The sequence below is a fragment of the Alteromonas gracilis genome, from assembly GCF_036870955.2.
In the GTDB taxonomy this organism is placed as follows: domain Bacteria; phylum Pseudomonadota; class Gammaproteobacteria; order Enterobacterales; family Alteromonadaceae; genus Alteromonas; species Alteromonas gracilis_A.
The window spans coordinates 1,282,202-1,306,314 of sequence record NZ_CP145482.2; the positions used below are offsets into that span (position 1 = coordinate 1,282,202).

The window sequence follows — 24,113 nt, forward strand, 5'->3', positions numbered from 1 at the left end:
GCCGCGCTTTTCACGTTGAGCCCTCATTCGACTAATCGTTTTTTCGCCATTCTTTCACAGGCGGCACTTGATCAGTAAACACGCCGTCTGCTTTTACCACCTTTTTTAGTGTTTGAAGAAGCGCTTCTCCAGTCATTCCCGCAGGTAGCGCATCGTGTCTATAGGTATAGGGGTGAATCGTTAGATTGTTTGCGTACACATGTGTGAGCCATGATGCTAGCTTTATTTCACCTTGTTTCATGGCTTTGCCATCTAATACATGGCCAAGCCATGGACCAACGCCGTCTGCATATTGAGCAACAACACGCATGCCTTCTTCAGAGCGCAACCAATCATAGTCTGTGCCGCTCTCTTTCCAGCTATTCTCGCCGATTAACATGACTATTTTGCCTTTATAATCGAGCTCACTTCGTATTCTTTTAACTTCGGTAAAGTCAAAACATTGAAGGAAGCTGTTGCCTGAATCCCCTCCGAAGCCATACTCAAGTAATGCATCAATAACGATTTTACTTGCATCCACCCCTTCATTGAGATGAAAAGCGGGTGACTTAACTTCAGGGTAAACCCCTATATGCTGACCAAACTCGCGGTTTAGTTCGCTGATAAGTTCAAAATGTTCATACAAGGTCGCAATGGTGAAATGTGCTTTTGTACCACTATAACGCGCTTTGAATACCTGTTTCCCGTCACTGTCAGCACGTTCATGTAATGCCAGTGTTTTTAACTCAGATAACGTAAAGTCTCGCGCATAGTAACGACCGTCGCTGCGATGGCGAGTGGGGAAAACCATCTCAACATTCGATACTGTTTCAAGATGAATGTCGTGTAATACAACCGGAACATTATCCTTGGTGATCACCACATCTTGTTCTATGAAATCTGGACCTTGCGCATATGCCAGGGTAGTGGATTCCAACGAATGTTCAGGCAAATAGCCCGAAGCGCCGCGGTGCGCCACAATGACAAATTCATTCTTCTCGGCCTTTGCTGAGTCACGCTCTTCAAAAGACGTTGCCATGGTAGCAATGGGTACCATGACGATAGATGCTAAAACACTCGCCTTAACAGATTTTTTAAAATACTGCATAGGCAATAGGGGGAATGGCATTTTCACGAGTGTTAAACTCCCTTTAAAGGTGATGTTGCCAACAGGTTATTTGGCTTGTATTAATTCGATGGCATAGCCATCAGGGTCACGAACAAAAGCGATAACGGTACTGCCGCCTTTTACGGGGCCTGGTTCGCGGTAGACGTCAGCGCCATTGCTTTTAAGACGATCGCAAAAGGCGTAAATGTCATCTACCTCAATGGCAATGTGTCCATAAGCATTGCCCTTATCGTACGTGTTGTCACCCCAATTATAGGTAAGCTCAAGAACGGTGCTGTTAGACTCCTCACCATAGCCGACAAAAGCCAAGGTATATTCGTACTCTTGGTTTTCAGATTGGCGAAGAAGTCGCATTCCCATTAACTGGGTATAAAAGTGAAGTGATGCTTCTAAGTCTTCAACTCTAAGCATCGTATGTAGCATTCGCATAACGGTCTCTCAGTTATGTAAGTGCGATACTCACGCGATAAGCGCATGGTAAGCATCGCTTTTGTTAATCCTCTCAATGCGCTCTAATATAAATGAGAAATGTTAAGGCTTAAAGACGTTAGCGTTTATCAAAAAATGTGAACTAAAAACCCCAAAGTCCAATGTTATCGATTTTCAATCGTCGCGGCTGCGAGAGAAGATAAACGATCATTTCAGAAAGGTCTTCATTTTGGATTAACCCATTATCCACTTGATCGCTCTTCACTTTTTGAGACTGGATAAGCGCAGGGTTGAGCGAATGCACATGAATACCAAACTCGCGCACTTCTTCCTGTAATGCTTTACCCAAACCAACCAGTGCAAATTTCGACGCACAGTAAACGCCAGCATTCGCATAGCCATTAAGGGCTGCTTGAGAGGCAATATTGATGATGTATCCCTCTTTTCTCTCAATCATGTTAGGCACGACAGCTTTGCACATTAGAAATGCGCCTTTCGTATTGGTGTCCATCACGTCGTCCCAGTCAGCCTCACTGGTTTCCCAAATACGAGTCTCTTTGCCAAAGCCACTGTTATTGATTAAAACGTGAATATCGCCAAATTTTTCCGATACGTTTTTGACAAAGCGAGATACGCTATCACTGTGCGACACATCACATACTTGCCCAAATACTTTACCGGGAAATTCAGCGCTGTATTGTTCAACGGTGTCAGAAATTGTTTTTTGGGTGCGACCGCAAATAGCCACTTGCATGCCTTTATTTAATAAAAAACTGACTATCGTTTTTCCTAACCCTTTGCCACCTCCCGTAACAATTGCAGTTTTGTTTGTTAATGTGTAACGGTCTGTCATGATATTCTCCTTATGTGAATCTCATAAAGTTTCTAGAGGTGTACGTTAGCGCATGTGACAGAAATACCCCAAAAACATACGTTTTCAGCAGCGTTTTCTAAGACGTTCACAACATTGGTGTGAGATGAGTGACAATAAAATATAGGGGTGTGTAAAATATATACGATAAATAATTGGACAATGCAGAGGTAACTCTGTATTCTCCACCGCGCTTTAGATATGTTTTACGCTTTTCCTATTACTGCGCTGTACCTTTTGTAATTCCTTCAAATTGAAGTTTAGATATACAGATATACAACACTTTATTAGTTCGGTTATGTCTATAGCTTTACGGTGAGTCTTCACCATCACATCAATTTTTAAAGGTTATTATTATGTCTAATTCTGTAAACGGTACAGTTAAGTGGTTTAACGAAGAAAAAGGTTACGGCTTTTTAACGCAAGAAAATGGCGGCAAAGACGTTTTCGTACACTTCCGTTCGATTGCATCAGAAGGTTTCAAAACTCTTGCTGAAGGTCAAGCTGTAAGCTTTGAAGTAGAGCAAGGTCAAAAAGGCCCACAAGCTGCTAATGTAGTAGTACGCTAAGCGGCTTTTTGCATGGGCAGGTCGTGAAAATGGCTTGCTCATGACGCTTAAAATTTTGAATAACAAAAGGAACAAGAATATTTATAAAAACAAAAAAATGGAGTACTTATCATAATTCCCTCTTTAGAACACCCTCAATTTTGTCACACCGTCTCTGATATCTCTGTACACAAAAATAGTATCGCTTATCGCGAAGTAGGTAGCATGAAGCGCGTAGAATTTAGCAATAAAAACGACAGGCGAGCGTTTTTAGATAAATTACTGCAACGCTCGCTGTCGTAAGTCTTTTAAGCAAATACTTGCTAATTTTTCTTAAGTTCAACCGCTGAATCTGCTAGTAAGTAAATACTTGCGGCGTACGCTGCAATATTTTGAGCAAGTTCATCGGGATCAATCTTATCCAACGTGTCGTCTGGTGTGTGGTGCAGGTCGAAGTAATCATGACCATTTTGGTTTAATCTGATTGTGGGAACACCTTTAGCTGCAAGTGGTATAATGTCAGGGCCGCCGCCCGCAACATCTGAACCGCCTCGAACTATGCCAAGTGGCGACAAAATCTTGGCAATCTCATCCACCAAGGCCGTGGCTTCAGGGTTCACATTAGAAACAATTTGCCAAATGGTTTGCGCGCCAAAATCAGACTCAGTCGCCAACACGTGATTGCTTAAGTCGTTTTCATGTTGTTTGGCGTATGCAAATGCCCCTAGTAGGCCTACTTCTTCAGCACCAAACATAACAACGCGAATGGTGCGTTTTGGGCGTTCTGGTAAAGAAGCAATGAGGGCTGCAGCGGCAGTAGTGATAGCAATACCTGCACCATCATCAACGGCACCAGTTCCTAAGTCCCAGCTATCTAAGTGACCGCCAATAAGCACAATTTCTTCTGGTTTTTCACTGCCGATGAGGTCGAGAATAACGTTGCCACTATCAACTTCGCCCTCCCACTTAGATTCTGAATGTAACGACAGCGATAGTGTCTTACCCAATTGGTGTAGCCGACGAAGATGATCTGCATCTGGATTTGAAATAGCGATAACCGGTATTTCCGCCCACTCGCCATCGTCACTACTCATCATGCCAGAGTGAGGGAATCGGTGAGAGTCTGAGCCCACAGAGCGCACGACAAGTGCACGAGCGCCGCCACGCTGAGCATGTTGCCAACCTACACGACGACGCTGATTCGCTTGAGAATATCCAGCACCAGTTTGGCTTTTCACCATAGCGTCGCCATCAACAAATGCGATTTTGCCTTTAAGCGCACCATCTTGAATATCGGTCAACGCGTGAATATCACGAAAATAAACTACATCAGCGTCTATTTGCGTCTTAGTAGGGGCTGCGCCACCCAATGCCGTGCCATAAAGAGGCTGCTGGTAAGGGGCCGTCATTGCGATATGCAAGTGCCCTCGATCCCAAAATGGCATGGTAAACTCTTCGATTCCGACTCTATCAAAGCCAAGTTTTTGGCCTAACTTCACTCCCCAATCACGGGCGCGCTTTTCCGCTTCAGAGCCGCCTAAACGCGGTCCTATTTCGGTAGTCAGTGACTCAACAATTTCGAACCCTAGATCGCTGTCCAATGCTTTTTGAATTAATGCTTCAGCATTCTTTTTTTGCTTGTCAGAAATGGGGGGCGCTTCAGCGAATACGCCAAAACTGCAGGCACTCATTAGTGCACCAAACGCTAAGTGCTTAGCGATAGTTGTCAATCGGGACATGTGTTCTCCGTGGATTTATTATTATGTTGTCTGCGTAAGCGCAAACGTAACGCGACTATCATAGCTAAATTGATAATCTCTTTCGAGGTTAACCAGATGAGTAAGTGGCTAATTTACGACGAAGTATATCGAGTTACACACTAATAAATGATGTGAACCAAGGAAGATAGAGGAAAAGTCACAAGTAGGAGTATATGAAAAAGGGTTGTGCCAAAAAGAAGGGGAATTTCTCCTTTTTGGTTATTCCTTTATGCTTTCTTTTTTTAAGAGCGATTCTTTGTTTTTTCTCTTGCTCTTTTAGCACCTCGTTAATAAAGCTCTTCCTGCCAAATTCGCGAGTAATAATACATTTATTCAAATCGAAACCACGGGCCGGGCAGTATTCTCTTCCATAGAGGATAATTTGTAGGTGAAGGTCGTTCCATCTATCTTTTGGAAAGAGACGCTTCGCATCGCGTTCTGTTTGTTCAACGCTTTTACCATTCGACAGCCCCCAACGATACATCAACCGATGTATATGCGTATCCACAGGAAATGCCGGAATACCAAAGCCTTGTGACATAACCACGGCGGCCGTTTTATGACCAACCGCAGGCATGGCTTCTAGTGCTTCAAAGTTAGCTGGAACAACACCGTTGTGAAGCTTAATAATCATGTCAGACAAGTGCCAAATGCCCTTAGACTTCATTGGCGATAAGCCGCAAGGGCGAATGATGTCTTGAATTTCTTCTATGCTCATCATCACCATATCGTACGGATTGTCAGCGCGAGCAAAGAGTTTTGGCGTAATTTGATTTACCCTTTCATCGGTACATTGTGCCGAAAGTAGAACGGCAATAAGCAAAGTGTAGGGATCTTTGTGGTCTAAAAAAATGGGTGTTTCTGGATAGAGTTCATCCAAAATACGCATTATTTCTTTGACTTTTTCTTGCTTTGAAATTGGTTTATTTATGGTCGCTACTTCAGTCATATTTGTGTACTTTTCATTTTAATTCTAGGGCTAACTTTCGGCGGTAACTCTTACGCGCTCTGCTTTGACCGTGGGTACTTGTGCCCTTGATGCTAACTTGGCGTCGATAACATTTTTGATGGCAATTAGCAGTCCCATGCCCAAGAACGCGCCAGGGGCAAAATGGCAAGCAAAAAGGGATTTTCAGTAGCGAACAGCGTGATTGTCCAATTTTCGGCAATGCTTCCAAACAGTCTATCCGCACCAGAAAATAATGTACCTAGCCCCTAGTATTTCACGCATACCACCAAGTACAACCAATACAATGGTGAAGCCTATTCCCATCATTAAACCATCGAAAGCGGAGGCGAGTGGGGCGTTTTTTGATGCAAATGCTTCTGCGCGGCCGATAATGGCACAGTTGGTCACAATTAATGGAATAAAGATACCCAGTGCCAGATACAGGTCGTAGGTATAGGCATTCATCAATAGCTGAACAATAGTCACGAAAGCAGCAATAATCATCACAAAAATGGGTATGCGAATTTCGTTTCTCACGATGTTTCGGACTAAAGAAACCGTCACATTGCTACCTACAAGCACAAGCATAGTCGCCAGTCCAAGGCCCAAACCATTAATGAAAGTTGCCGTCACCGCTAACAAAGGGCATAAGCCAAGCAGCTGCACCAGCGCGGGGTTGTTCTTCCATACTCCCTGTAACGAGAGGTCTTTGTAGTCAGTCATTGCCGTTGCTCTCTTGAGGCTCAACAGTATGCGATGAGGTGTGTGTTTCGCTAGCCTTTGTGGTTGTACAGGCATTTGGAGCGCTGAAAAGTGTACCTTGGTTCGTTTGTGTGTATGCCAACGCTCGTCTAACGGCACCTACAACCGCGCGTGGTGTGATAGTGGCTCCGGTAAACTGGTCAAATTCACCACCGTCTTTCTTAACATTCCAAGGAGAAAGGTTGTCACTATCAAACGTCTTGCTGAGTAAAAGAGGTTATCCAGTCACTAATAGCCAGCTCTACTTTGTCGCCCAGTCCAGGCGTTTCTTTATGGTCGATTACACGTACTCCAAGTACAGTCATGTTGGTACTAACGCCAATAACCATATCAATATCACCGCTATAGCCGTCGGGGGCAGTAGCTTCAAGTACTAATGCGCTCGGCTCACCATTTTGACGAGCTCGGTAAACTTTGTAGTTATCCTTTGAGCCGAGTGCTGTATCACTCACTAGCGTGCAGTCCGCATATAACGCATTGTTGTGATAGCTTTTAGGGACGACTTCATTTAGCACACTCAGTAGCTTTTGCTGTCGCTTTTGTGCAATGGTGTCGCGCGTGCCAAAAAAAGTGAGGGCAATGAGCGCTGTCGTCACCACGGCAAATGCGCCAAGCATAACGCCGTTTTTTAATAGACTCTCTTTAAGCATCATTTATCACCTTACTTACCAGTAGCACGTGCCGCGTTTTTACCGTATACCCGTGGGCGGGTGTAGTAATCAATCAGTGGTACCGCCATATTCATGATGATTACTGCGAAGGCTACAGCGTCCGGGTAACCACCAAACGTTCTGATAATAACAACCCAAAAACCGATAGCAGCCCCAAATATGATACGCCCTTTAGGTGTTGTAGAGGCCGACACAGGATCTGTGGCAATAAAAAACGCACCAACAATAACTGCCCCATTTAGCAAGTGAAACAAGGGGGATGCAAAGTAGTCGCCATTAACAAGGTGTAATAATCCAGCGCACAGAAATACACTGCCTAACATACTGCCCGGTATGTGCCAGCTAATTACTTTTGTCTTCCACAAAAAAAGCCCTCCAAGTAGATAAGCCACACTGACAGTCCCCCAACCCGAACCGGCTGCTTCAAAGATACCTCCAGTAAAAATAGGGTTGGCGAGTGATTCGGTATAAGTTACACCTTGGGTAAGGTCGGTTTTCAACGTATCTAGTGGCGTAGCCATGGTGACGCCATCTGCAATAGTCTTCAACTGGGTTACATCGTAGCCACCTGTGGTGTAACCCGTGAAAATGAGAGATAAAGAATCTAAAAAGCCTGGTGCGATCGCGGCTTGCGATGCGGGTGGTAACCACAAGCTCATTGCACCTGGAAAGGAGATAAGCAATACAACGTAGGCGACCATCGCGGGGTTAAAGATATTAAAACCGAGGCCGCCATAAACTTGTTTAGCAACCGCAATGGCAAAAAATACGCCGATGACCGTCATCCACCACGGCAAGGTAGGCGGAATACTTATCGCGATTAACAAAGCGGTTAACAAAGCACTGTAGTCTGTAAGCGTGCGTTCGATAGGGCGCTTACGTGCAAATAATATAATACCTTCAATCAGCAAAGCACTTATTGCGGCAATACCTGCTTGAATGAGCATTCCCCAGCCAAAGAAAACAGATTGTGCAACCATGCCCGGTATCATGGCATAGATCACCATCCGCATTACTTGGCCAGTGTCGCGTTTGACCCTTTGGTGTGGTGAACTAGATAAACTTAATTTCATTGCTCTTGGTTCTCTTTTTCTGCTGCAGCTTTTTTCGCCTTAGCTTTTGCAATAGCCGCAGCTATGCGCGCTTTTTTCTCATCAGCAGGTGCTTGTGTTTCTGTTGTTCGCGTATTTTCGCTGCCAGCGTTCTGCGTATTTTTAGAGGCACTTTCATCAGCTGCACTAGATGCGTTTTGCGCAGCCTTTTTTGCTTTAGCTTTGGCGACAGCAGCTGCTATGCGCGCTTTCTTATCATCAGCACTCGTTTCCGACGACGCAGTCTCGCTCTGTTTTGGTAAGTCTTCAGCCGCTTGCTGAGCCGCTTTTTTAGCTTTTGCTTTTGCCACAGCAGCAGTGATACGAGCCTTTTTCTCATCCTCTACAGACGATGCTTGTTGAGTCTGGGGTTGCACATCTTTTTCTTCAGGAACAGATGCACGTTTTTGGCCTTCTCCATCAGAGTCAGCGGTCGATGAAGACTGAGTTGTGGGCGTTTCGGCGCTGTTTTGTTGGGCTGCACGTTTTGCTTTTGCCCTGGCGATGGCAGCAGCAACTTTAGCCTTTTTATCATCCTGTTCATCATTAACGCCACTAACAGTTTTGTCGTTCGCATTGTCAGGAGTAGCAGGTTGATTTGATGTGTTTTCCTTCGCCGCTTTTTTCGCTTTAGCCCTTGCGATAGCGGCGGCAACTTGTGCTTTTTTGTCATCAGCAGGAGAGTTCGATGGAGCTTTATCTGTCAATGCGCTGTTTGAAGCCTGCTCCTCGCCTTGTACGTCTTTCAAGGGGGCACTAGTCGTATTTTGAAGCGCCGCTTTTTTTGCTTTCGCACGAGCAAGCGCAGCAGCGACTTTGTCTTTTGCTTCACTAGCTCCGCTATCAACGCTCGTTTCGCTCGTCGCTGCTGATTGCGCCGCGCGTTGTTCTTTCGCTTTATTGGCCGCCAAACGTGCTTCTTTTGCCTTTCTATGTTTTTCTTCTCGCTCGCGTTTTTCTCGCTCTAAGCGCTCATTACGTGCTTCGAAGCGCTGTTTGGCTTTTTCAGCTTTGTTTTTCTCATCGCGTTGAAGTCGAATCTCAGCCTTGGCTTGTCGGTAGTAATGTACCAATGGGATCTCGCTAGGGCAGACATATGCGCAGGCACCGCACTCAATGCAGTCAAATAAATCATAGTCTTCGGCTTTATCGTATTCTTTGGCTTTCGCATGCCAAAACATCTGCTGTGGTAACAGCGATGCAGGGCAAGCGTCTGCACAGGCGCTACAACGTATACAAGGGCGTTCGGCAGTATCGTCGACCAGTTCTTTCTTTGCTGGAACCAACAAACAGTTGGTGGTCTTTACTACGGGGATCGTTGCATCAGAGAGCGTAAAACCCATCATCGGGCCGCCCATAATGACCTTTGGCGCTTTTTGTTTCTTGGGGTTGTAGTCTGCTTCGTCTAGTAAATGTGAAACAGGAGTCCCTAGCAATGCTTTAAAGTTTCCGGGCGCATTTACTGCGTCATAGGTTACCGTCACAACACGTTCTATTAACGGTTTACCATTTAAAATAGCATCTGCGATGGCGTAGCAAGTACCAACGTTAAACATGACAACGCCAACATCTGCGGGTAGGCCACTTCGGGGAACCTCTCGGCCAGTGAGTACTTGAATAAGCTGTTTTTCTCCCCCTGCAGGGTATTTCGTTTCTACGCTTACAACGCGATAATCTTGTTTATCTTGGCATGCAATCTCTAATGCTTGCAGGGCTTCGGGTTTATTATCTTCGACTGCGATAATAATAGCCTTCGGGTCAATCAGGTGCGTTAAAATGTCTAAACCTTGTCGAATTTGCCACGCAAATTCACGCATTAACCTAGTCGTCTGAAGTGATATACGGCTCACATTCAATGCCGTTTACTATTAGAAACTCAATCGGTTTTGAATTAGACGCTTTAATATGTGTGGGAAACCCTGCGCCACCCATGCCAGAAATACCTGCCTGACAGATTGTTTCTATCAGTGTACTTTTGGCAACATCACGGTAGTTTGAAATGGGTGATAGCTCACACCATGTGTCTTTTCCATCAGGCCTCAGAGTTACGCACATTTCAGTTAAACCGCTAGGGTGTGCAACAACGTGTGGCGCTATGGCTACAATTTCACCCGAAGTTGGAGAGTGTACTGGAACCGAAAACGGTGACGAGCTCTGCGACAATATTTGCCCTTTCAATACATGCTGACCAACCTCAACGCAACAAATACCGTCAGAGCCGATATGCTGGCGCAAAGGTATAACAAGCAGCTCGGGCAGAGAGGGCTGCTTTATGGGTGAAGTATTGGAAAGGTGTTTTCTGTCATCGGGATGGACTCCGCCTGGAAACGAGTACATCTTTCCATTATTGAGGTTTTCTATAATTGAATCGAAAGTAGGATACGTCAAAACTAAGACACCATTTTCACTGGAATATCACCTTTGGGTGAGGCTGCAAAGTCCCATTTCCACGTTGATGTGGTTTGAGTAATTGGCACCATATCGATACAGTCGACAGGGCAGGGGTCCACACATAGGTCGCACCCAGTACATTCGTCTGTAATCACAGTGTGCATATGCTTGGCGGCCCCTAAAATGGCATCTACCGGACAGGCCTGAATACACTTCGTACACCCAATGCACTCGTCTTCGCGAATAAAGGCTACTTTTTTTACGTCTTCTTCTCCATGTGCGGCATCCAAAGGCTTAGCCTCTACCCCCATCAAGTCTGCCAGCTTTTTAATCGTGGCATCGCCACCTGGAGGGCATTTGTTGATATCGTCACCATTTGCTATGGCTTCAGCATAGGGTTTACAACCGGGGTAACCGCATTGACCGCACTGCGTCTGAGGCAGTACAGCATCAATTTGCTCAACAAGCGGATCGCCTTCTACTTTAAATCGTATGCTGGCATAGCCTAGTACTAAGCCAAAAGCGAGAGCGAGGGTGCCAAGTGCAACAACGGCAAATATAATTGCAGTAGATATCGTCATTAGAACTTCACCAAACCACTAAATCCCATAAACGCAAGGGACATAAGCCCAGCTGTTATCATTGCGATAGATGCACCCTTAAATGCAACTGGTACATCTGCTGCAGCGAGTCGTTCACGCATTGCAGCAAATAAAATAAGTACAAGAGAAAAACCAACAGCAGCGCCAAACCCATAGATTAAGCTTTGTGTAAAGTTGTGCTGCTCTGTCAAATTCAATAGTGCAACACCTAGCACAGCACAGTTCGTCGTGATTAGTGGTAAGAAAATGCCTAACAGACGATATAGGGTAGGGCTTGTTTTATGAACGACCATCTCTGTGAACTGAACAACAACAGCGATGACGAGTATAAAAGCAAGCGTACGTAAATAGCCTATACCCAAGGGAAGCAGCAAGTAAGTTTCAACAAGGTAGCTTGACGCTGAAGCGAGAGTAAGCACAAACGTCGTTGCCATGGACATTCCCATAGCGGTTTCTAGCTTGCTCGAAACTCCCATAAAGGGGCACAAGCCAAGAAACTTCACAAGAACGAAGTTATTTACCAGTACTGTGCCAACCAATAGTAGTAAAAATTCAGTCATGAATGATGTAATTCCTTTGAGGAATTTGGACGAGCCTATCCCGTTACAGTAGACCCGTGATTCAAAAAAACAGGATGTTGGTATTATCCCTTTTTAGACGGGGTTTAACAACTTGATAAAATTAGGGTTATTTAATTAAAAAAGGGAAGTTTTTGAGAAACAAGAGAAAATAGCGAAGAGAATATGAGCCAACTAAGTGGCTCCCCCTCCCCGACTCGAACGGGGGACCTGCGGATTAACAGTCCGTCGCTCTAACCAACTGAGCTAAGGGGGAATCGACACCTAAGTTGTTATTGAAGTTGGCTCCCCCTCCCCGACTCGAACGGGGGACCTGCGGATTAACAGTCCGTCGCTCTAACCAACTGAGCTAAGGGGGACCTGTGCTTCAACGGGGGCGAATATTAAAGAGGTACTTAGTTGCTGTCAACAACATAAATGAAATAATTCATCTAACTGCGCAAAAAATAGCTTTTTAGCGGTTTTGTGCTCAATATGTCGCCAATTAGATAAAAGTTGTGGTTAAGAAGTAAACATAAGCGCTACTTCACGCAGGAAATGGCGATAATGCCATCACTAAGAATAGTAATAAGTAAGGAATAGATATATATCTCGTTTGTCGTAACAACTATAACAAAATAGAATAAAAAAAGCTTCTACACTGTTATTATATCCAGTGTTTAATAAAATTGTCACCTGTACCTCAGTATTAAAAGGTTAGTCACCACTTACGTCTTTTTTTGAATATGTGTCACAACGGCGCGCCAAATATGGTCTTGCGTTAGTTATCCACTAAATCTGTGGATAACTATGTTGATAGCTTATTCTTAGTGACTTAATTGGTAAGATCAATGTAAGAGTGATCTTACTATTAGTTTGCTGGATATCAGTGTAAATATATATTTTACAATAGTTTATAGTGTTTATGCTGATCGCAAATCTCGATCTATTTTGATCGGTTGAACAAAAAGTAGCTTGTGTGTTAATTCAACGAATGATTAAAAGCTATTCAAGATAATCAGTGTTGTTTCTCAATATGTTACATTGTGTTAACAATTTTGGTCGGAGTTTAAGCAGTGCTTGTGGATGTAAAAGCGCAACAAGATAGGGAGAGTGTGATTAGTAAAACTGCAACAGTTCAGAAATTAAACTGTAATATGCACACCAGCCGACCAATCCAGCTGTTTTTATGCAAAAATGTCTGTTTATACCGTGTTCGCAATAATGCACACGCTTGGCCTAATTTTTGTCTTATTTTGACAACAACTCGTGCACGATGGCGAAATTTAACGTATCAAGCCAATTTAGTGTTTGATTAATGACGGGATTGGCCCAACAGTATTTTTACTAATTCGAGTGAGAATACATTTTTATTGCTAATGCCCTCATACATTGTTTTGTTTATCGAATTCGCATAGCTAATTCAGGTACGGTCTTTTACAATTTACGCTTTTTGATGGTTTGTTCGTGCTTGGTGCGGCAAGCTTTTAGTGAATGGACGCATTTATTGTCACAACTGAGGTTATCGATGTTGTTAGTCACAACGTATAACCTACATTGTTCTGTTTGCATCTATTTTCCATGTCGCATTACACGCTGAGGCTTTAGTGAATAAAAGTAACACACAAAATCGTCCCACAGATTTACTCGAAGGGGACATTGGTTCCACCCTGAAGCGAATGACAATTCCCATGATTTTAGGCATGGTGATGATGATGAGTTTTGGCTTAATAGATACATTCTTTGTCAGTTTGCTCGGTACCGACCCGCTAGCCGCTATTAGTTTCACGTTCCCAGTCACTTTTACTGTTATTAGCTTAAACATAGGTCTGGGGATTGGCACATCAGCCATCATTGGCAAACTTCAAGGCAGCAAAGCTCTCACTAAGTCTAAGCTCTATGCTTCCGGCTCCTTAATGCTGTCAGTATTGTTAGTTGGAGCACTTGCCCTAATCGGCTTTTTCACCATAGAACCAGTATTTAGGCTGCTTAATGCATCCGAGCAACTAATGCCATACATCTCTGATTACATGGGCTTGTGGTATTTATCTAGCATATTTTTGGCTATGCCAATGGTAGGTAATAGTGTTTTGCGTGCATGCGGAGACACGCGTACTCCCAGTATAGTAATGGCAGCAGGTGGGGGCTTAAATGCTTTGCTTGACCCTCTCTTTATATTTGGTCTTGGGCCTATCCCAGCAATGGGAATAAAAGGTGCAGCGCTAGCGACTTTTATAGCATGGGTCGTTGGCGCGATGTGGATTTTGTATATTCTTTCGGTCAAAAAGAAGTTGATGCTACCGAGGCTCCTTACGCTAAAAGAACTGAGAGAAAGTAGCCGTGAGATTTTAAAAATAGGCCTACCAGCTGCTGGAGCTAACATGCTTACTCCAATAGCTGGTGGTGTAATGACTGCTGTCGTCGCTAGTTATGGCGCGGAAGCTGTCGCTGCTTGGGGGTCGGTAATCGCATGGAGTCTATCGCCAGCATTGTTGTGCTTGCGTTGTCTATGACGCTTCCACCTTTTATTAGCCAAAATGTGGGCGCTATGCAAGTAGACCGCGTCAAGCAAGCTTACTCTCTTACACTCAAATTTGTCTTAGTGTGGCAGTTCATCATTTTCTTGGTGATGTGGTCTCTTTCTAGCTGGATAGCTGTCGCATTCGCAAATGAAGCCGAGGTGAGTGTCCTTATTCAGCTGTTCTTGATGATTGTGCCCCTTGGCTATGGTATGCAGGGAATTATTATTTTGACTAATTCATCACTCAATGCGATGCATCGGCCAATGATGGCATTAGTGTTAAGTATCATCCGCTTGTTTGTTTTCTTCGTACCCATAAGCGTTGCAGGGAGTCTACTGTTTGGTCTTAAAGGGCTGTTTGCAGGTAATGTTATTGCTAACGTTGTGATGGCAAGTGTTTCATTTATTGTATTTAAGCGCGCGATAGCTCAGTTAGAGGCTGAGAGTGCTGACTCAATTAAGGTTGTATAAATGAGTAGAGGGTTTGAACTTCATTCCAAATATAAGCCTGCTGGCGATCAGCCTGCAGCGATTGAAGCATTGGTAGATGGCTTGGATAGCGGCTTGGCAGGGCAGACACTGCTAGGCGTTACAGGATCGGGTAAAACCTTTACGATGGCTAATGTGATTCACGAAGTTCAGCGACCGACGCTTATTTTGGCTCATAACAAAACGCTAGCAGCTCAATTGTACGGTGAAATGAAAGAGTTTTTTCCGAATAATGCGGTTGAGTATTTCGTTTCATATTACGACTACTATCAACCTGAAGCGTACGTACCGAGCACCGACACATTTATCGAGAAAGATGCGTCTATCAATGACCACATAGAGCAAATGCGCTTGTCTGCAACCAAAGCCCTTATGGAACGACGAGACGTTGTTATTGTTGCCAGTGTTTCTGCTATTTATGGCTTGGGCGATCCTGAGTCATATATGAAGATGCTTCTTCATCTTCGCCAAGGCGACACGATGGACCAACGTGACATCCTGCGACGTCTTGCCGAGTTGCAGTATAAGCGAAACGATCTTGCCTTCGAGCGCGGTACATTCCGCGTAAGGGGAGACGTCATCGATATTTTCCCAGCCGATTCAGAGAAACAGGCTGTAAGAGTCGAATTGTTTGATGATGAAATTGACAAAATCAGCTTATTTGATCCTTTGACTGGCGCGGTAGATAAGTCGGTTATTCGTGCCACGGTATTTCCGAAAACACACTATGTGACGCCGCGTGAAAAAATCCTAAATGCCATTGAACACATCAAAGATGAGTTAGGCGATCGTAAGAAACAACTTCAAGAAGCGAATAAACTGATAGAAGAGCAGCGTATTTCTCAGCGAACTCAGTTCGACATAGAAATGATGATGGAGCTTGGTTATTGCTCTGGCATCGAGAATTACTCTCGTTACCTCTCGGGCAGAGCGCCAGGTGAACCGCCTCCTACATTACTTGATTACTTTCCTGCCGATGGGTTGATGTTCATTGATGAGTCTCACGTTACCGTTTCGCAAATTGGCGCGATGTATAGAGGCGATAGGTCTCGCAAAGAAACACTGGTTGAGTTTGGTTTTCGTTTACCGTCGGCGCTAGACAATCGCCCACTTAAATTCGAAGAATTTGAGCAAATTTGCCCACAAACTATTTATGTTTCGGCAACCCCTGGAGACTATGAACTTAAAAAGACAGAAGGTGAAATAGTCGAACAGGTCGTTCGTCCTACAGGTTTACTCGACCCTGTTATCGAAGTTCGTCCGGTAGCGACCCAAGTTGATGACGTCTTATCAGAAATTCAACAACGTGTTGAGCTTGATGAGCGGGTTCTTATCACGACATTGACCAAGCGAATGGCCGAAGATTTAAGTGAATACCTTAATGAGCATGGTGTTAAGGTACGGTATCTGCACTCAGACATTGACACCGTAGAACGAATAGAGATTATTCGTGATTTGCGACTGGGCAAATTTGATGTGCTGGTCGGTATTAACTTGCTTAGAGAAGGCCTTGATATGCCGGAAGTGTCGCTTGTGGCCATCCTTGATGCTGACAAAGAAGGGTTCTTACGCGCTGAGCGTTCACTTATTCAGACTATCGGCCGCGCTGCACGACATGTTAACGGTAAGGCCATTTTGTACGCCGACAGCATTACGAAGTCGATGAAAAAGGCCATGGATGAGACTGAGCGTCGCAGAGAGAAACAAATGGCGCACAATACGGCAAACAACATTACGCCCATGCGCCTCAATAAGCCAATTACTGACATCATGGATTTAGGGGACAGTGCACACCCTGCTTCAGGAAAAGTTAAGTTACGCAAAGTTGAAGAGAAAAAGAAACAGCAGAAAGCGGCAAGTGCTACCGAATTAATGGATCAAATTGCCGAGCTTGAAAAGCAAATGTTCGAATATGCGAGGGAACTTGAATTCGAAAAAGCGGCATCATTGCGCGACGATATTGAAGCGTTACGCAAGCAAGTGGTCACACTCTCTTAGCGCCAAGCCATTTACCGCATTACAAACATTTTCACTAATAAATAATAGGCCCTTGTGATCGTCACAAGGGTCTTTTTTTGACACTTTAAACTTTAGTATATAGCTTCATAACTCAAAATTTAACCAATACGGTTTTTCTGAGACCAAAAGCAGTAATTTGTCGTTGTAATACCACGGTTAGTTTCATATAGTGCTAATTAGAGTATCGATAACTATACCTATAAACAGGTGCTAATTATGCTTAATCGTCTTCAGGAATCAGATATAAAGCTATTGCGTGTATTTTACGCCGTAGCTAGCTGCAACGGATTTACTGCGGCAGAGCCAGTGTTGCGAATGCAACGTCCCAATATTAGTGCAGCAATCAAAAAGCTAGAAGAGCGTTTAGACTTGGTCCTTTGTCATCGTGGGCGAGGTGGTTTTCAAATGACCAAAGAAGGTGAAGTCGTCTTCCAGGAAACAAAACGTATCTTTAATGCATTTGATAACTTCGTTTTTAATTTGAAGTCATTACATGACGATTACTCAGGCCACATTACCTTGGTGCTTATGGCGGGTCTACCGCTTTCAATGCACTTGGCGGTAAGTAAAGCAGTCAAGAGCACCATGAAGAAGTTTGATGATATACACGTTAATATCCAAACTCGCTTGTATAACGAAGTAGAGCACGTTGCATTATCTGGTGAATGTCATTTAGTTGTGTCGACTTATGACATGGTAAAACCTGAATCAGTGACTTTTCATCCAATTGGCTTGAAGACACATGGTCGTCTGTATTGTGCACCCACACACCCGTTAGCAAAGTACCGCGACAGTGAATTACCCGAAAGCATTAATATTGAAGATTATCCTGCAATAGGCATATCAGGACTGTCATCAGCAAATTATATAGAAGATGAATCTAGGTTATCGATTCAAACCTTCTCTGATTCTTACGATGCTGCAATGTCGGCAATTATGACCGGAGAGTATGTAGGCTTGTTACCTGACTATATGGCGAAAGAGCAAGGTGCTGCGCTTGGGCTCGTGCCAATTGCTAAAGGAAGTTTATTCAACTTTAGTCACGAGCTATTCGTAATGAACGGTAAAAACACACGCCTTAACCCCGTTTTAAGACACTGCATTAAAGAGCTTAGTTACTTCATCTGTGAAAGCCAGAAGTAAGCTTAATCCCCTTATGCCAGTTACTTCACACTAGCCTTGCTTCTATGCAGGGCTTTTTTATTTTGAGAATACAGTGGCACCCCTTAGCGTATTTTATGTCGTAAAAGTCATCACATTTTTTATCGGGCTTGCAGGCTGTTTTTTGCTGCATCATGAATGTGCATTGCCCGTTGTGGTTAGTGCTGCTTTGATAGGGTTTCTCGGTAGCTTGCTTCCCTATACTGTCAAATTTCAGGGGCACCCCCAAGCGAGTATCTATTGCGGTGCTTTTGCGGAGATGTGCTCGCAATTGATCATTCAAAGTACTTTAGAGCTTGCTGTTGTCAGCGTTATTGGCGCACTTATCTACACAATGTTGAGAAATATGTTCAGCGGTATCGGCGGTAAACTTGGAGCAATCGCGTTTACAGCGGTTGGCAGTATTGTTTTGGCCAAAGGAATGTTGGGATAAATGCTCGATATCATCACAGTGTCTTTATTAGGCGGTGGCGCTACTTTTGGACTCTCTCGACTACCGTACTCAAATGCGATAAGAGCAAGCAGTGTTTCAACACTATGTTTTTATGGTGTTTTACTATGTATAACTAACGCTGAAACAGCGCAGTCGCTCAGTGCGTGGTTCTTTGGCGGAAGCTTTGTCGGTATGAGCGATCGTTCGCGCCTTTCGTGGTGGGAAGTGTTGATTGCCTCTGGTGTATTTGGCGTGTTAGGTGAACTACTATTGCCATTTCTTGATGGTGTCGGTGGAGCGCTTGGCGTTTGTGCGTTCGTTTCGGTAGTAATTGTTTACGTATGTCGTAAGTGTATGACTGTGTTAAAAGTTAAATTCAAACAGCCAGTTTAATGGCTGTTTGAAAAAAGATTTTGTGCTTTATTCATATTCAAGTGGATCAACAGCACCATTGTCCTTAAACGCTTCTAGACGCTCCTCGCACGCGCCGCATTTTCCACAGGCTTTTTCACGTCCGTTATAACATGTCCAGGTTTGCGAATAATCCAGTCCCATATCTAAGCCGTCAGTCAAAATAGCGGTTTTACTCACATCGATATAAGGTGTCATAATTTCTACAGGTGTGTAGTTTGCAATACCACAAACGTCGTTCATCTTATGAACAAACTCAGGACGGCAGTCAGGGTAGATCGCATGATCGCCAGAGTGCGCACCATAATAGACTTCGTTTGCGTCTAAACTGACAGCGTAGCCAACGGCAAGTGAAAGAAGAATCATATTGCGGTTGGGTACTACGGTTTGCTTCATACTAGGCTCTTCGTAGTGACCTTCTGGCACCTCAATATCAGACGTTAGCGCAGAGCCACCAATTAGCGTATTAATCGCACTGATATCGACAATTTTATGAGGTACATCAAGGGATTTGCATACAGCTGCAGCGTAGTCGAGTTCTTTCTTATGGCGTTGACCATAGTTAAAGCTCAATGCATGTACTTTTTTGCCCGCGCGCAGTGCTTTGTGCAAAACAGTGTAGGAGTCCATGCCTCCTGAATAGATAACAACAACGTTTTCAGACATAGTTTTCAGTATATTGATAAATTATCCCTGAATTTTATGTGATCCTTGGTAAAATCCCAATATACAATCGTTAAAGGTTATCAAATTGTCTGTATTAACCACATTAAACATCAATGAGATGTTCGAGACTATTCAAGGTGAAGGAGCCTATACTGGGATCCCGTCAGTTTTTGTTCGTTTGCAAGGCTGTCCTGTAGGCTGCCCGTGGTGTGATACGAAACACACTTGGGAAATAAAGTCCGACTTAAGTGTTTCTCCCGAAGACGTCATTGCCAAAAGCAGTGAGTCTGAAACGTATTTTGCTTCTAATGAAGAAAACTTACTTTCGTTGTTTAAGCGTGAAGGTTACGTGGCTAAGCACGTTGTCATTACGGGGGAGAGCCTTGTATGTATGATTTACGTCCGCTGACTACCACGCTGCATGAAAATGGCTTCACAACACAAATTGAAACTAGCGGCACATTTGAAGTGCTTTGCGATAGCAGAACTTATGTAACTGTGTCTCCCAAAATTAACATGAAAGGCGGTTATGACGTTCTTGTCAGCGCACTTGAGCGTGCTAATGAAATTAAGCATCCTATTGCTATGCAGAAGCACATTGACGAGCTTGATGCTTTGTTATCAAACGTATCTAGTCTTGATGGAAAACAGGTGTGTTTACAACCAATTAGTCAACAAAAGAGAGCTACAGAGCTTGCTGTAAGCACTTGTATTGAACGAAACTGGCGGCTATCTTTACAAACACATAAATACATCGGCATAGAATAGCATCACCAAAGCTAATGGCGCGCACAGCGCCATAAGATGCATAGGTGATAGGCTTTCGAGGCACCGAGATAACGACACCGTCGTGTTGAGTTAATCGCATTTTATAAGGATAGTTTATGGTCAGGTTCATATTAGCGTGCTTGGCAATAGTAATGTGCTGTGGGCAAGCAAGTGCCGCGTTATGGACAATAACGTATCCTCGCCCATTGGACGACTCAGATGCACGCGCGCAATACCCCATCGCACTTCTTAAGTTAGCCCTTGATAAAACAGGAGTTAATTACGAACTTCGCCCATCTGATCGTATCCTTTTGACTGGTAAAGCGCTACGACAACTTCGTGAAAATCGAGAGGTTAACGTGGTCTGGAGTATGACAGACAACCAGCGAGAGAAAGACCTTACAGCTATTCGAGTTCCTATTGCTAAAGGCTTAATTGGTCTACGGGTTTTTGTGGTTAATCAAGAAAAAGCTCGGTAAGTTTGAAAACGTGATGTCTCTGACTGATATGAGAAAGCTAGTACCCGTGCAGGGCGAGGAGTGGCCGGATACGAAGATTTTGCAAGCAAATGGGTTTAATGTCTTTACCGTGCCCGAGTTCAGGGAAGCGTACGACATGATTAAACAGGGCAAAGGAGATTTTTTTCCTCGTTCTGTTATGGAAGTGGATGCTGAACTTGCCGAAGAGGGCAGGCGAAGCAACCTTCATTTAGAGTCAGAGATGGCTTTGTACTACCCAACAGCGATGTATTATTTTGTAAGTTCCAGCAATAAGACATTGGCGCGTTTGATTGAAACTGGCTTATATCGCGCTATTGAGGATGGTTCGTTCGACGAGTTATTTGAATCTACTTATGCGCCTATTCTTCAAGGTCTGAATATGGAGAACCGTCAGATTTTCACTCTTGAAAATCCGCTCTTGCCTGTGGAAACGCCCCTTAATGACTCTCGTTTATGGTACAAAAATAACGTTGCCGAAAATCAGACTCCTAAACCCTAGGTTAGCATAGAGAAATAACATAGACACGGCGCAGTGATACTGTGAATTTTGAAAAAAAACGCGGCTTGTAGCCGCGTTTTTTTTATCACTAATAGAAGTTATGATTCACCCGCGTGCACATCTTTCATAGAACGACCTGAAGGGTCTGCATTGTTTTTGAAGCTTTCATCCCACTCAAGGGCTTCAACAGTGCTACACGCAATCGATTTGCCGCCAGGTACACAACGCGCCGCGCTTTCTTGAGGGAAATAGCTCTCGAAGATAGTGCGGTAATAGTAACCTTCTTTCGTATCAGGCGTGTTTACTGGGAATCGGAATTCCGCAGTCGCTAGCTGCTGGTCTGTGACTTCGTTTTCTACGAAATCTCGAATAGAGTCAATCCATGAGTAACCAACACCATCGCCAAACTGTTCTTTCTGACGCCACAATACTTCAGCTGGTAGCGTTTCTCCGTTATCGAAAGCCTTACGCAAAATCCACTTTTCCATTTTTCCATCAAGACACATCTTATCCTGCGGATTAAGACGCATCGCAACGTCGATAAAGTTTTTATCAAGGAAAGGTACACGGGCTTCAACACCCCATGCTGAGGTTGCTTTGTTAGCTCGTGCACAGTCAAACATGTGCAAGCGATCTAATTTGCGTACGGTTTCTTCATGAAATTCTTTGGCGTTAGGGGCTTTGTGGAAATACAAGTAGCCACCGAAGATTTCATCTGAACCTTCACCGGATAACACCATTTTGATCCCCATGGCTTTAATCTTACGCGTCATCAAGTACATTGGTGTCGCAGCACGAATGGTAGTGGTGTCATAGGTTTCAAGATGATAAATAACGTCGCGAATGGCGTCTAAGCCCTCTTGAATAGTAAAGTGAATTTCATGGTGCACCGTACCAATCATGTCAGCCACTTTTTTCGCCGCTTTCAAATCTGGCGCGCCTTCAAGACCTACTGCAAAGCTATGCAGTCGCGGCCACCAAGCATCAGTTTTATCCTCGTCTTCTACGCGTTTCGCTACATACTGTGCCGCAACTGCCGAGACCAAAGACGAATCAAGACCTCCTGAGAGTAATACTGCGTAAGGTACGTCAGACATCATGTGTGACTTTACTGCCTTTTCAAAGGCTACACGAAGTTCTTCTAAGTCACTTGTGTTGTCTTTAACATTGTCGTACTCCATCCAATCGCGCTTGTAGTACTTAGTGATTTTACCTTCTTTGCTCCACAGGTAGTGGCCTGGAGGGAACTCGCTAATCGTTTTACATACACCTGCTAATGCTTTCATTTCAGACGAAACATAGAAGTTTCCATGTTCATCGTAGCCCGTATACAGCGGGATAATACCAATATGATCGCGAGCGATGAGATATGCATCTTGTTCTTCATCATAAAGAATAAAGGCAAACATACCCTCAAGCTCATCAATAAAATCAATGCCTTTTTGCTGAAAAAGAGGAAGTATAACTTCACAGTCTGAGCGAGTCTTAAACGGATACGTTGAGTCTAAGTTTGCAGCAAGTTGCTTGTGGTTATAAATTTCGCCATTAACGGCAAGAATTTGTTTGTCATTTTGGCTGATAAGGGGCTGGGCACCCGTATCAACGTCAACAATAGCCAGTCTTTCGTGACAAAGAATGGTATTGTCATTATTCCAGATACCCGACCAGTCAGGGCCACGGTGGCGCAGAAGTTTAGATAAATCGAGGGCTTGGGTTCTGAGTTCAGACACATCGGTTTTGATATCAAGGATACCGAAAATACCACACATAAAACGGATTCTCTCTGTTCACTTGTTGAAAATAAATTATGAGGCTTTTTCTGTCGGGTACTCGCGTACGAGTGAGCGATAATGTTATTTTTTATGTATTCGCGTGCCTTGAATGTGCCAGTCTGACAGGAAATTGCAAGCACAATATGATGAGAAAATGGAAATACTTATTCCAAACTGGGCATTTAAGGTTATAAACATCCTACTTTGAATAAAATTTATCGTCGTTACCATTACTTTTTTAACGCATGATTTTGCTATCGCAGTGTGAAAATTAGGCGCATAATCGCGCCGATTTTTAGTCTCATTGGTAATGGGTATGCAATTTTCAAACGACCGTGTGTCGGCTTTTATTATTCCTGATTTCACTATTTCACAAGATTTGATGGCAAGCTTGGGTTCGCGTTATCGCGATGCGGTACAAATTGATGTCTTTGGCGGAGAAGCGTGGCTTTTTGAATACGGTGTTATCGTTTTTTGGGGAGTCGACGAAGACGAAAAGATGGCTCTACTGAACCGCCTTCAAGTGAACGAAGAAGTGTTGACGGGGCAGCACCAAGAGCATTTACGCTTTGTGGTGGAAGGCGATACGCTCAAATTACAGCGAGATTTGATTGCGCTACCAAGCCAAGACGAGTTGCTACGCCTGTCAATAAGTCACGGCATTGCTCAGTCTATAAAACTCAACGAATACGAAGAAAAGGCGCAGGATACAATATCCAAATACGGATACCTACCAAATGCGCTGGCTGAAACGGGCAAAATTAAACTTGGACGCACAGCTTTGGCGAAAATACGCGGCCATCTTTTCAGTACAAAGAGCGATATCTTTTTGCACTATGGCTTGCTTGATACGCCTGAATTCTTCTGGGAATACCCAGAATATGAATACGCGTATACGTTAACCTCGCGTTACCTAGATATTCGACCACGAGTTGAAGTGCTATCGAATAAGCTAGATGTTATCCATGAGCTGTTTGAAATGCTGGCAGATGATTTGAACCATAAGCACTCTTCATTTCTTGAGTGGATCATCATTATTCTTATTGCGTTTGAAATTGCGACGTTTGGGGCGGAAGAGCTCAAGGCGATTTTGATGTAGTACTTAAAAAGCATAAAGGCCCTAATCAGGGCCTTT

16 protein-coding genes, 2 tRNA genes and 6 pseudogenes are annotated in these 24,113 nt (G+C 44.0%); 9 read left to right on the plus strand and 15 right to left on the minus strand.

Translation table 11 applies throughout. From position 1 onward, the window contains the following. Positions 1-31: 31 nt before the first annotated feature. The 3 genes from glpQ to V6N89_RS06165 all read right to left on the minus strand — a co-directional run bounded on the left by glpQ (position 32) and on the right by V6N89_RS06165 (position 2,390). The gene (gene glpQ / locus V6N89_RS06155) at positions 32-1,018 is read right to left on the minus strand and encodes a glycerophosphodiester phosphodiesterase (RefSeq protein ID WP_431189790.1); all 987 of its coding nucleotides are present in this window, start codon (positions 1,016-1,018) and stop codon (positions 32-34) included. Between the two features lie 135 nt (positions 1,019-1,153). Continuing rightward, a complete protein-coding gene (gloA, locus tag V6N89_RS06160; RefSeq protein ID WP_338516827.1) occupies positions 1,154-1,537 on the minus strand; it encodes a lactoylglutathione lyase in 384 nt (127 codons plus the stop codon). 142 nt (positions 1,538-1,679) lie between these two features. Beyond that, complete coding sequence (locus tag V6N89_RS06165; protein WP_338516828.1) at positions 1,680-2,390, minus strand: SDR family oxidoreductase; 711 nt, start codon at positions 2,388-2,390, stop codon at positions 1,680-1,682. Positions 2,391-2,764: 374 nt separating this feature from the next. Here V6N89_RS06165 and cspE point away from each other — a divergent pair, with 374 nt between their 5' ends. Continuing rightward, entirely contained in the window at positions 2,765-2,977 is a 213-nt protein-coding gene (gene cspE / locus V6N89_RS06170) for a transcription antiterminator/RNA stability regulator CspE (protein WP_338516829.1), read from the plus strand. Between the two features lie 302 nt (positions 2,978-3,279). Here the strand turns inward: cspE and V6N89_RS06175 are convergent, their stop codons facing one another. The 10 genes and pseudogenes from V6N89_RS06175 to V6N89_RS06220 all read right to left on the minus strand — a co-directional run bounded on the left by V6N89_RS06175 (position 3,280) and on the right by V6N89_RS06220 (position 12,119). Next, the gene (locus V6N89_RS06175) at positions 3,280-4,695 is read right to left on the minus strand and encodes a M20/M25/M40 family metallo-hydrolase (RefSeq protein WP_346993545.1); all 1,416 of its coding nucleotides are present in this window, start codon (positions 4,693-4,695) and stop codon (positions 3,280-3,282) included. 178 nt (positions 4,696-4,873) lie between these two features. Continuing rightward, positions 4,874-5,665: an endonuclease III domain-containing protein gene (locus V6N89_RS06180; protein WP_346993546.1), complete on the minus strand. Its 792-nt coding sequence runs from the start codon at positions 5,663-5,665 to the stop codon at positions 4,874-4,876. 30 nt (positions 5,666-5,695) lie between these two features. Then, a pseudogene (locus V6N89_RS06185) lies at positions 5,696-6,388 on the minus strand (electron transport complex subunit E). Beyond that, a pseudogene (gene rsxG / locus V6N89_RS06190) lies at positions 6,381-7,077 on the minus strand (electron transport complex subunit RsxG). The pseudogenes V6N89_RS06185 and rsxG overlap by 8 nt, the downstream one beginning before the upstream one ends. 11 nt (positions 7,078-7,088) lie before the next feature. After that, a complete protein-coding gene (gene rsxD, locus V6N89_RS06195) occupies positions 7,089-8,171 on the minus strand; it encodes an electron transport complex subunit RsxD (RefSeq protein ID WP_346993547.1) in 1,083 nt (360 codons plus the stop codon). Next, positions 8,168-10,526 (minus strand): annotated as a pseudogene (gene rsxC, locus V6N89_RS06200) (electron transport complex subunit RsxC). Before rsxC ends, rsxD begins: the two are co-directional and overlap by 4 nt. A gap of 53 nt (positions 10,527-10,579) precedes the next feature. After that, positions 10,580-11,161: an electron transport complex subunit RsxB gene (gene rsxB / locus V6N89_RS06205; protein WP_338516831.1), complete on the minus strand. Its 582-nt coding sequence runs from the start codon at positions 11,159-11,161 to the stop codon at positions 10,580-10,582. Further along, complete coding sequence (rsxA, locus tag V6N89_RS06210) at positions 11,161-11,742, minus strand: electron transport complex subunit RsxA (protein WP_338516832.1); 582 nt, start codon at positions 11,740-11,742, stop codon at positions 11,161-11,163. Before rsxA ends, rsxB begins: the two co-directional genes overlap by 1 nt. A gap of 197 nt (positions 11,743-11,939) precedes the next feature. Further along, positions 11,940-12,016: transfer RNA gene (locus V6N89_RS06215), tRNA-Asn, on the minus strand. A 26-nt stretch (positions 12,017-12,042) separates the two neighbouring features. After that, a tRNA-Asn gene (locus V6N89_RS06220) sits at positions 12,043-12,119 on the minus strand. A 1,227-nt stretch (positions 12,120-13,346) separates the two neighbouring features. Here V6N89_RS06220 and V6N89_RS06225 point away from each other — a divergent pair. From V6N89_RS06225 to V6N89_RS06245, 5 genes and pseudogenes are all read left to right on the plus strand, one after another. After that, positions 13,347-14,731 (plus strand): annotated as a pseudogene (locus V6N89_RS06225) (MATE family efflux transporter). Beyond that, positions 14,732-16,747, plus strand: a complete 2,016-nt coding sequence (gene uvrB / locus V6N89_RS06230; RefSeq protein WP_338516833.1) for an excinuclease ABC subunit UvrB — start codon at positions 14,732-14,734, stop codon at positions 16,745-16,747. Between the two features lie 237 nt (positions 16,748-16,984). Continuing rightward, positions 16,985-17,911: a LysR family transcriptional regulator gene (locus V6N89_RS06235; protein ID WP_338516834.1), complete on the plus strand. Its 927-nt coding sequence runs from the start codon at positions 16,985-16,987 to the stop codon at positions 17,909-17,911. A 73-nt stretch (positions 17,912-17,984) separates the two neighbouring features. Next, entirely contained in the window at positions 17,985-18,362 is a 378-nt protein-coding gene (locus V6N89_RS06240) for a hypothetical protein (protein WP_338516835.1), read from the plus strand. After that, entirely contained in the window at positions 18,363-18,755 is a 393-nt protein-coding gene (locus V6N89_RS06245) for a hypothetical protein (protein WP_338516836.1), read from the plus strand. Between the two features lie 27 nt (positions 18,756-18,782). Here V6N89_RS06245 and queC read toward each other — a convergent pair whose 3' ends face one another. After that, positions 18,783-19,439: a 7-cyano-7-deazaguanine synthase QueC gene (queC, locus tag V6N89_RS06250; RefSeq protein ID WP_338516837.1), complete on the minus strand. Its 657-nt coding sequence runs from the start codon at positions 19,437-19,439 to the stop codon at positions 18,783-18,785. Between the two features lie 118 nt (positions 19,440-19,557). Here queC and queE point away from each other — a divergent pair. After that, a pseudogene (gene queE / locus V6N89_RS06255) lies at positions 19,558-20,207 on the plus strand (7-carboxy-7-deazaguanine synthase QueE). 116 nt (positions 20,208-20,323) lie between these two features. Next, positions 20,324-21,206 (plus strand): annotated as a pseudogene (locus tag V6N89_RS06260) (amino acid ABC transporter substrate-binding protein). 98 nt (positions 21,207-21,304) lie between these two features. Here the strand turns inward: V6N89_RS06260 and asnB are convergent. Further along, positions 21,305-22,975 carry an asparagine synthase B gene (gene asnB / locus V6N89_RS06265; protein ID WP_338516838.1) on the minus strand — a complete coding sequence of 557 codons (1,671 nt, stop codon included), beginning with the start codon at positions 22,973-22,975 and terminating at the stop codon, positions 21,305-21,307. A 319-nt stretch (positions 22,976-23,294) separates the two neighbouring features. On the opposite strand from asnB, the gene V6N89_RS06270 reads away from it, so the two are divergent. Continuing rightward, the gene (locus tag V6N89_RS06270) at positions 23,295-24,077 is read left to right on the plus strand and encodes an RMD1 family protein (RefSeq protein WP_338516839.1); all 783 of its coding nucleotides are present in this window, start codon (positions 23,295-23,297) and stop codon (positions 24,075-24,077) included. Positions 24,078-24,113: the final 36 nt, after the last annotated feature.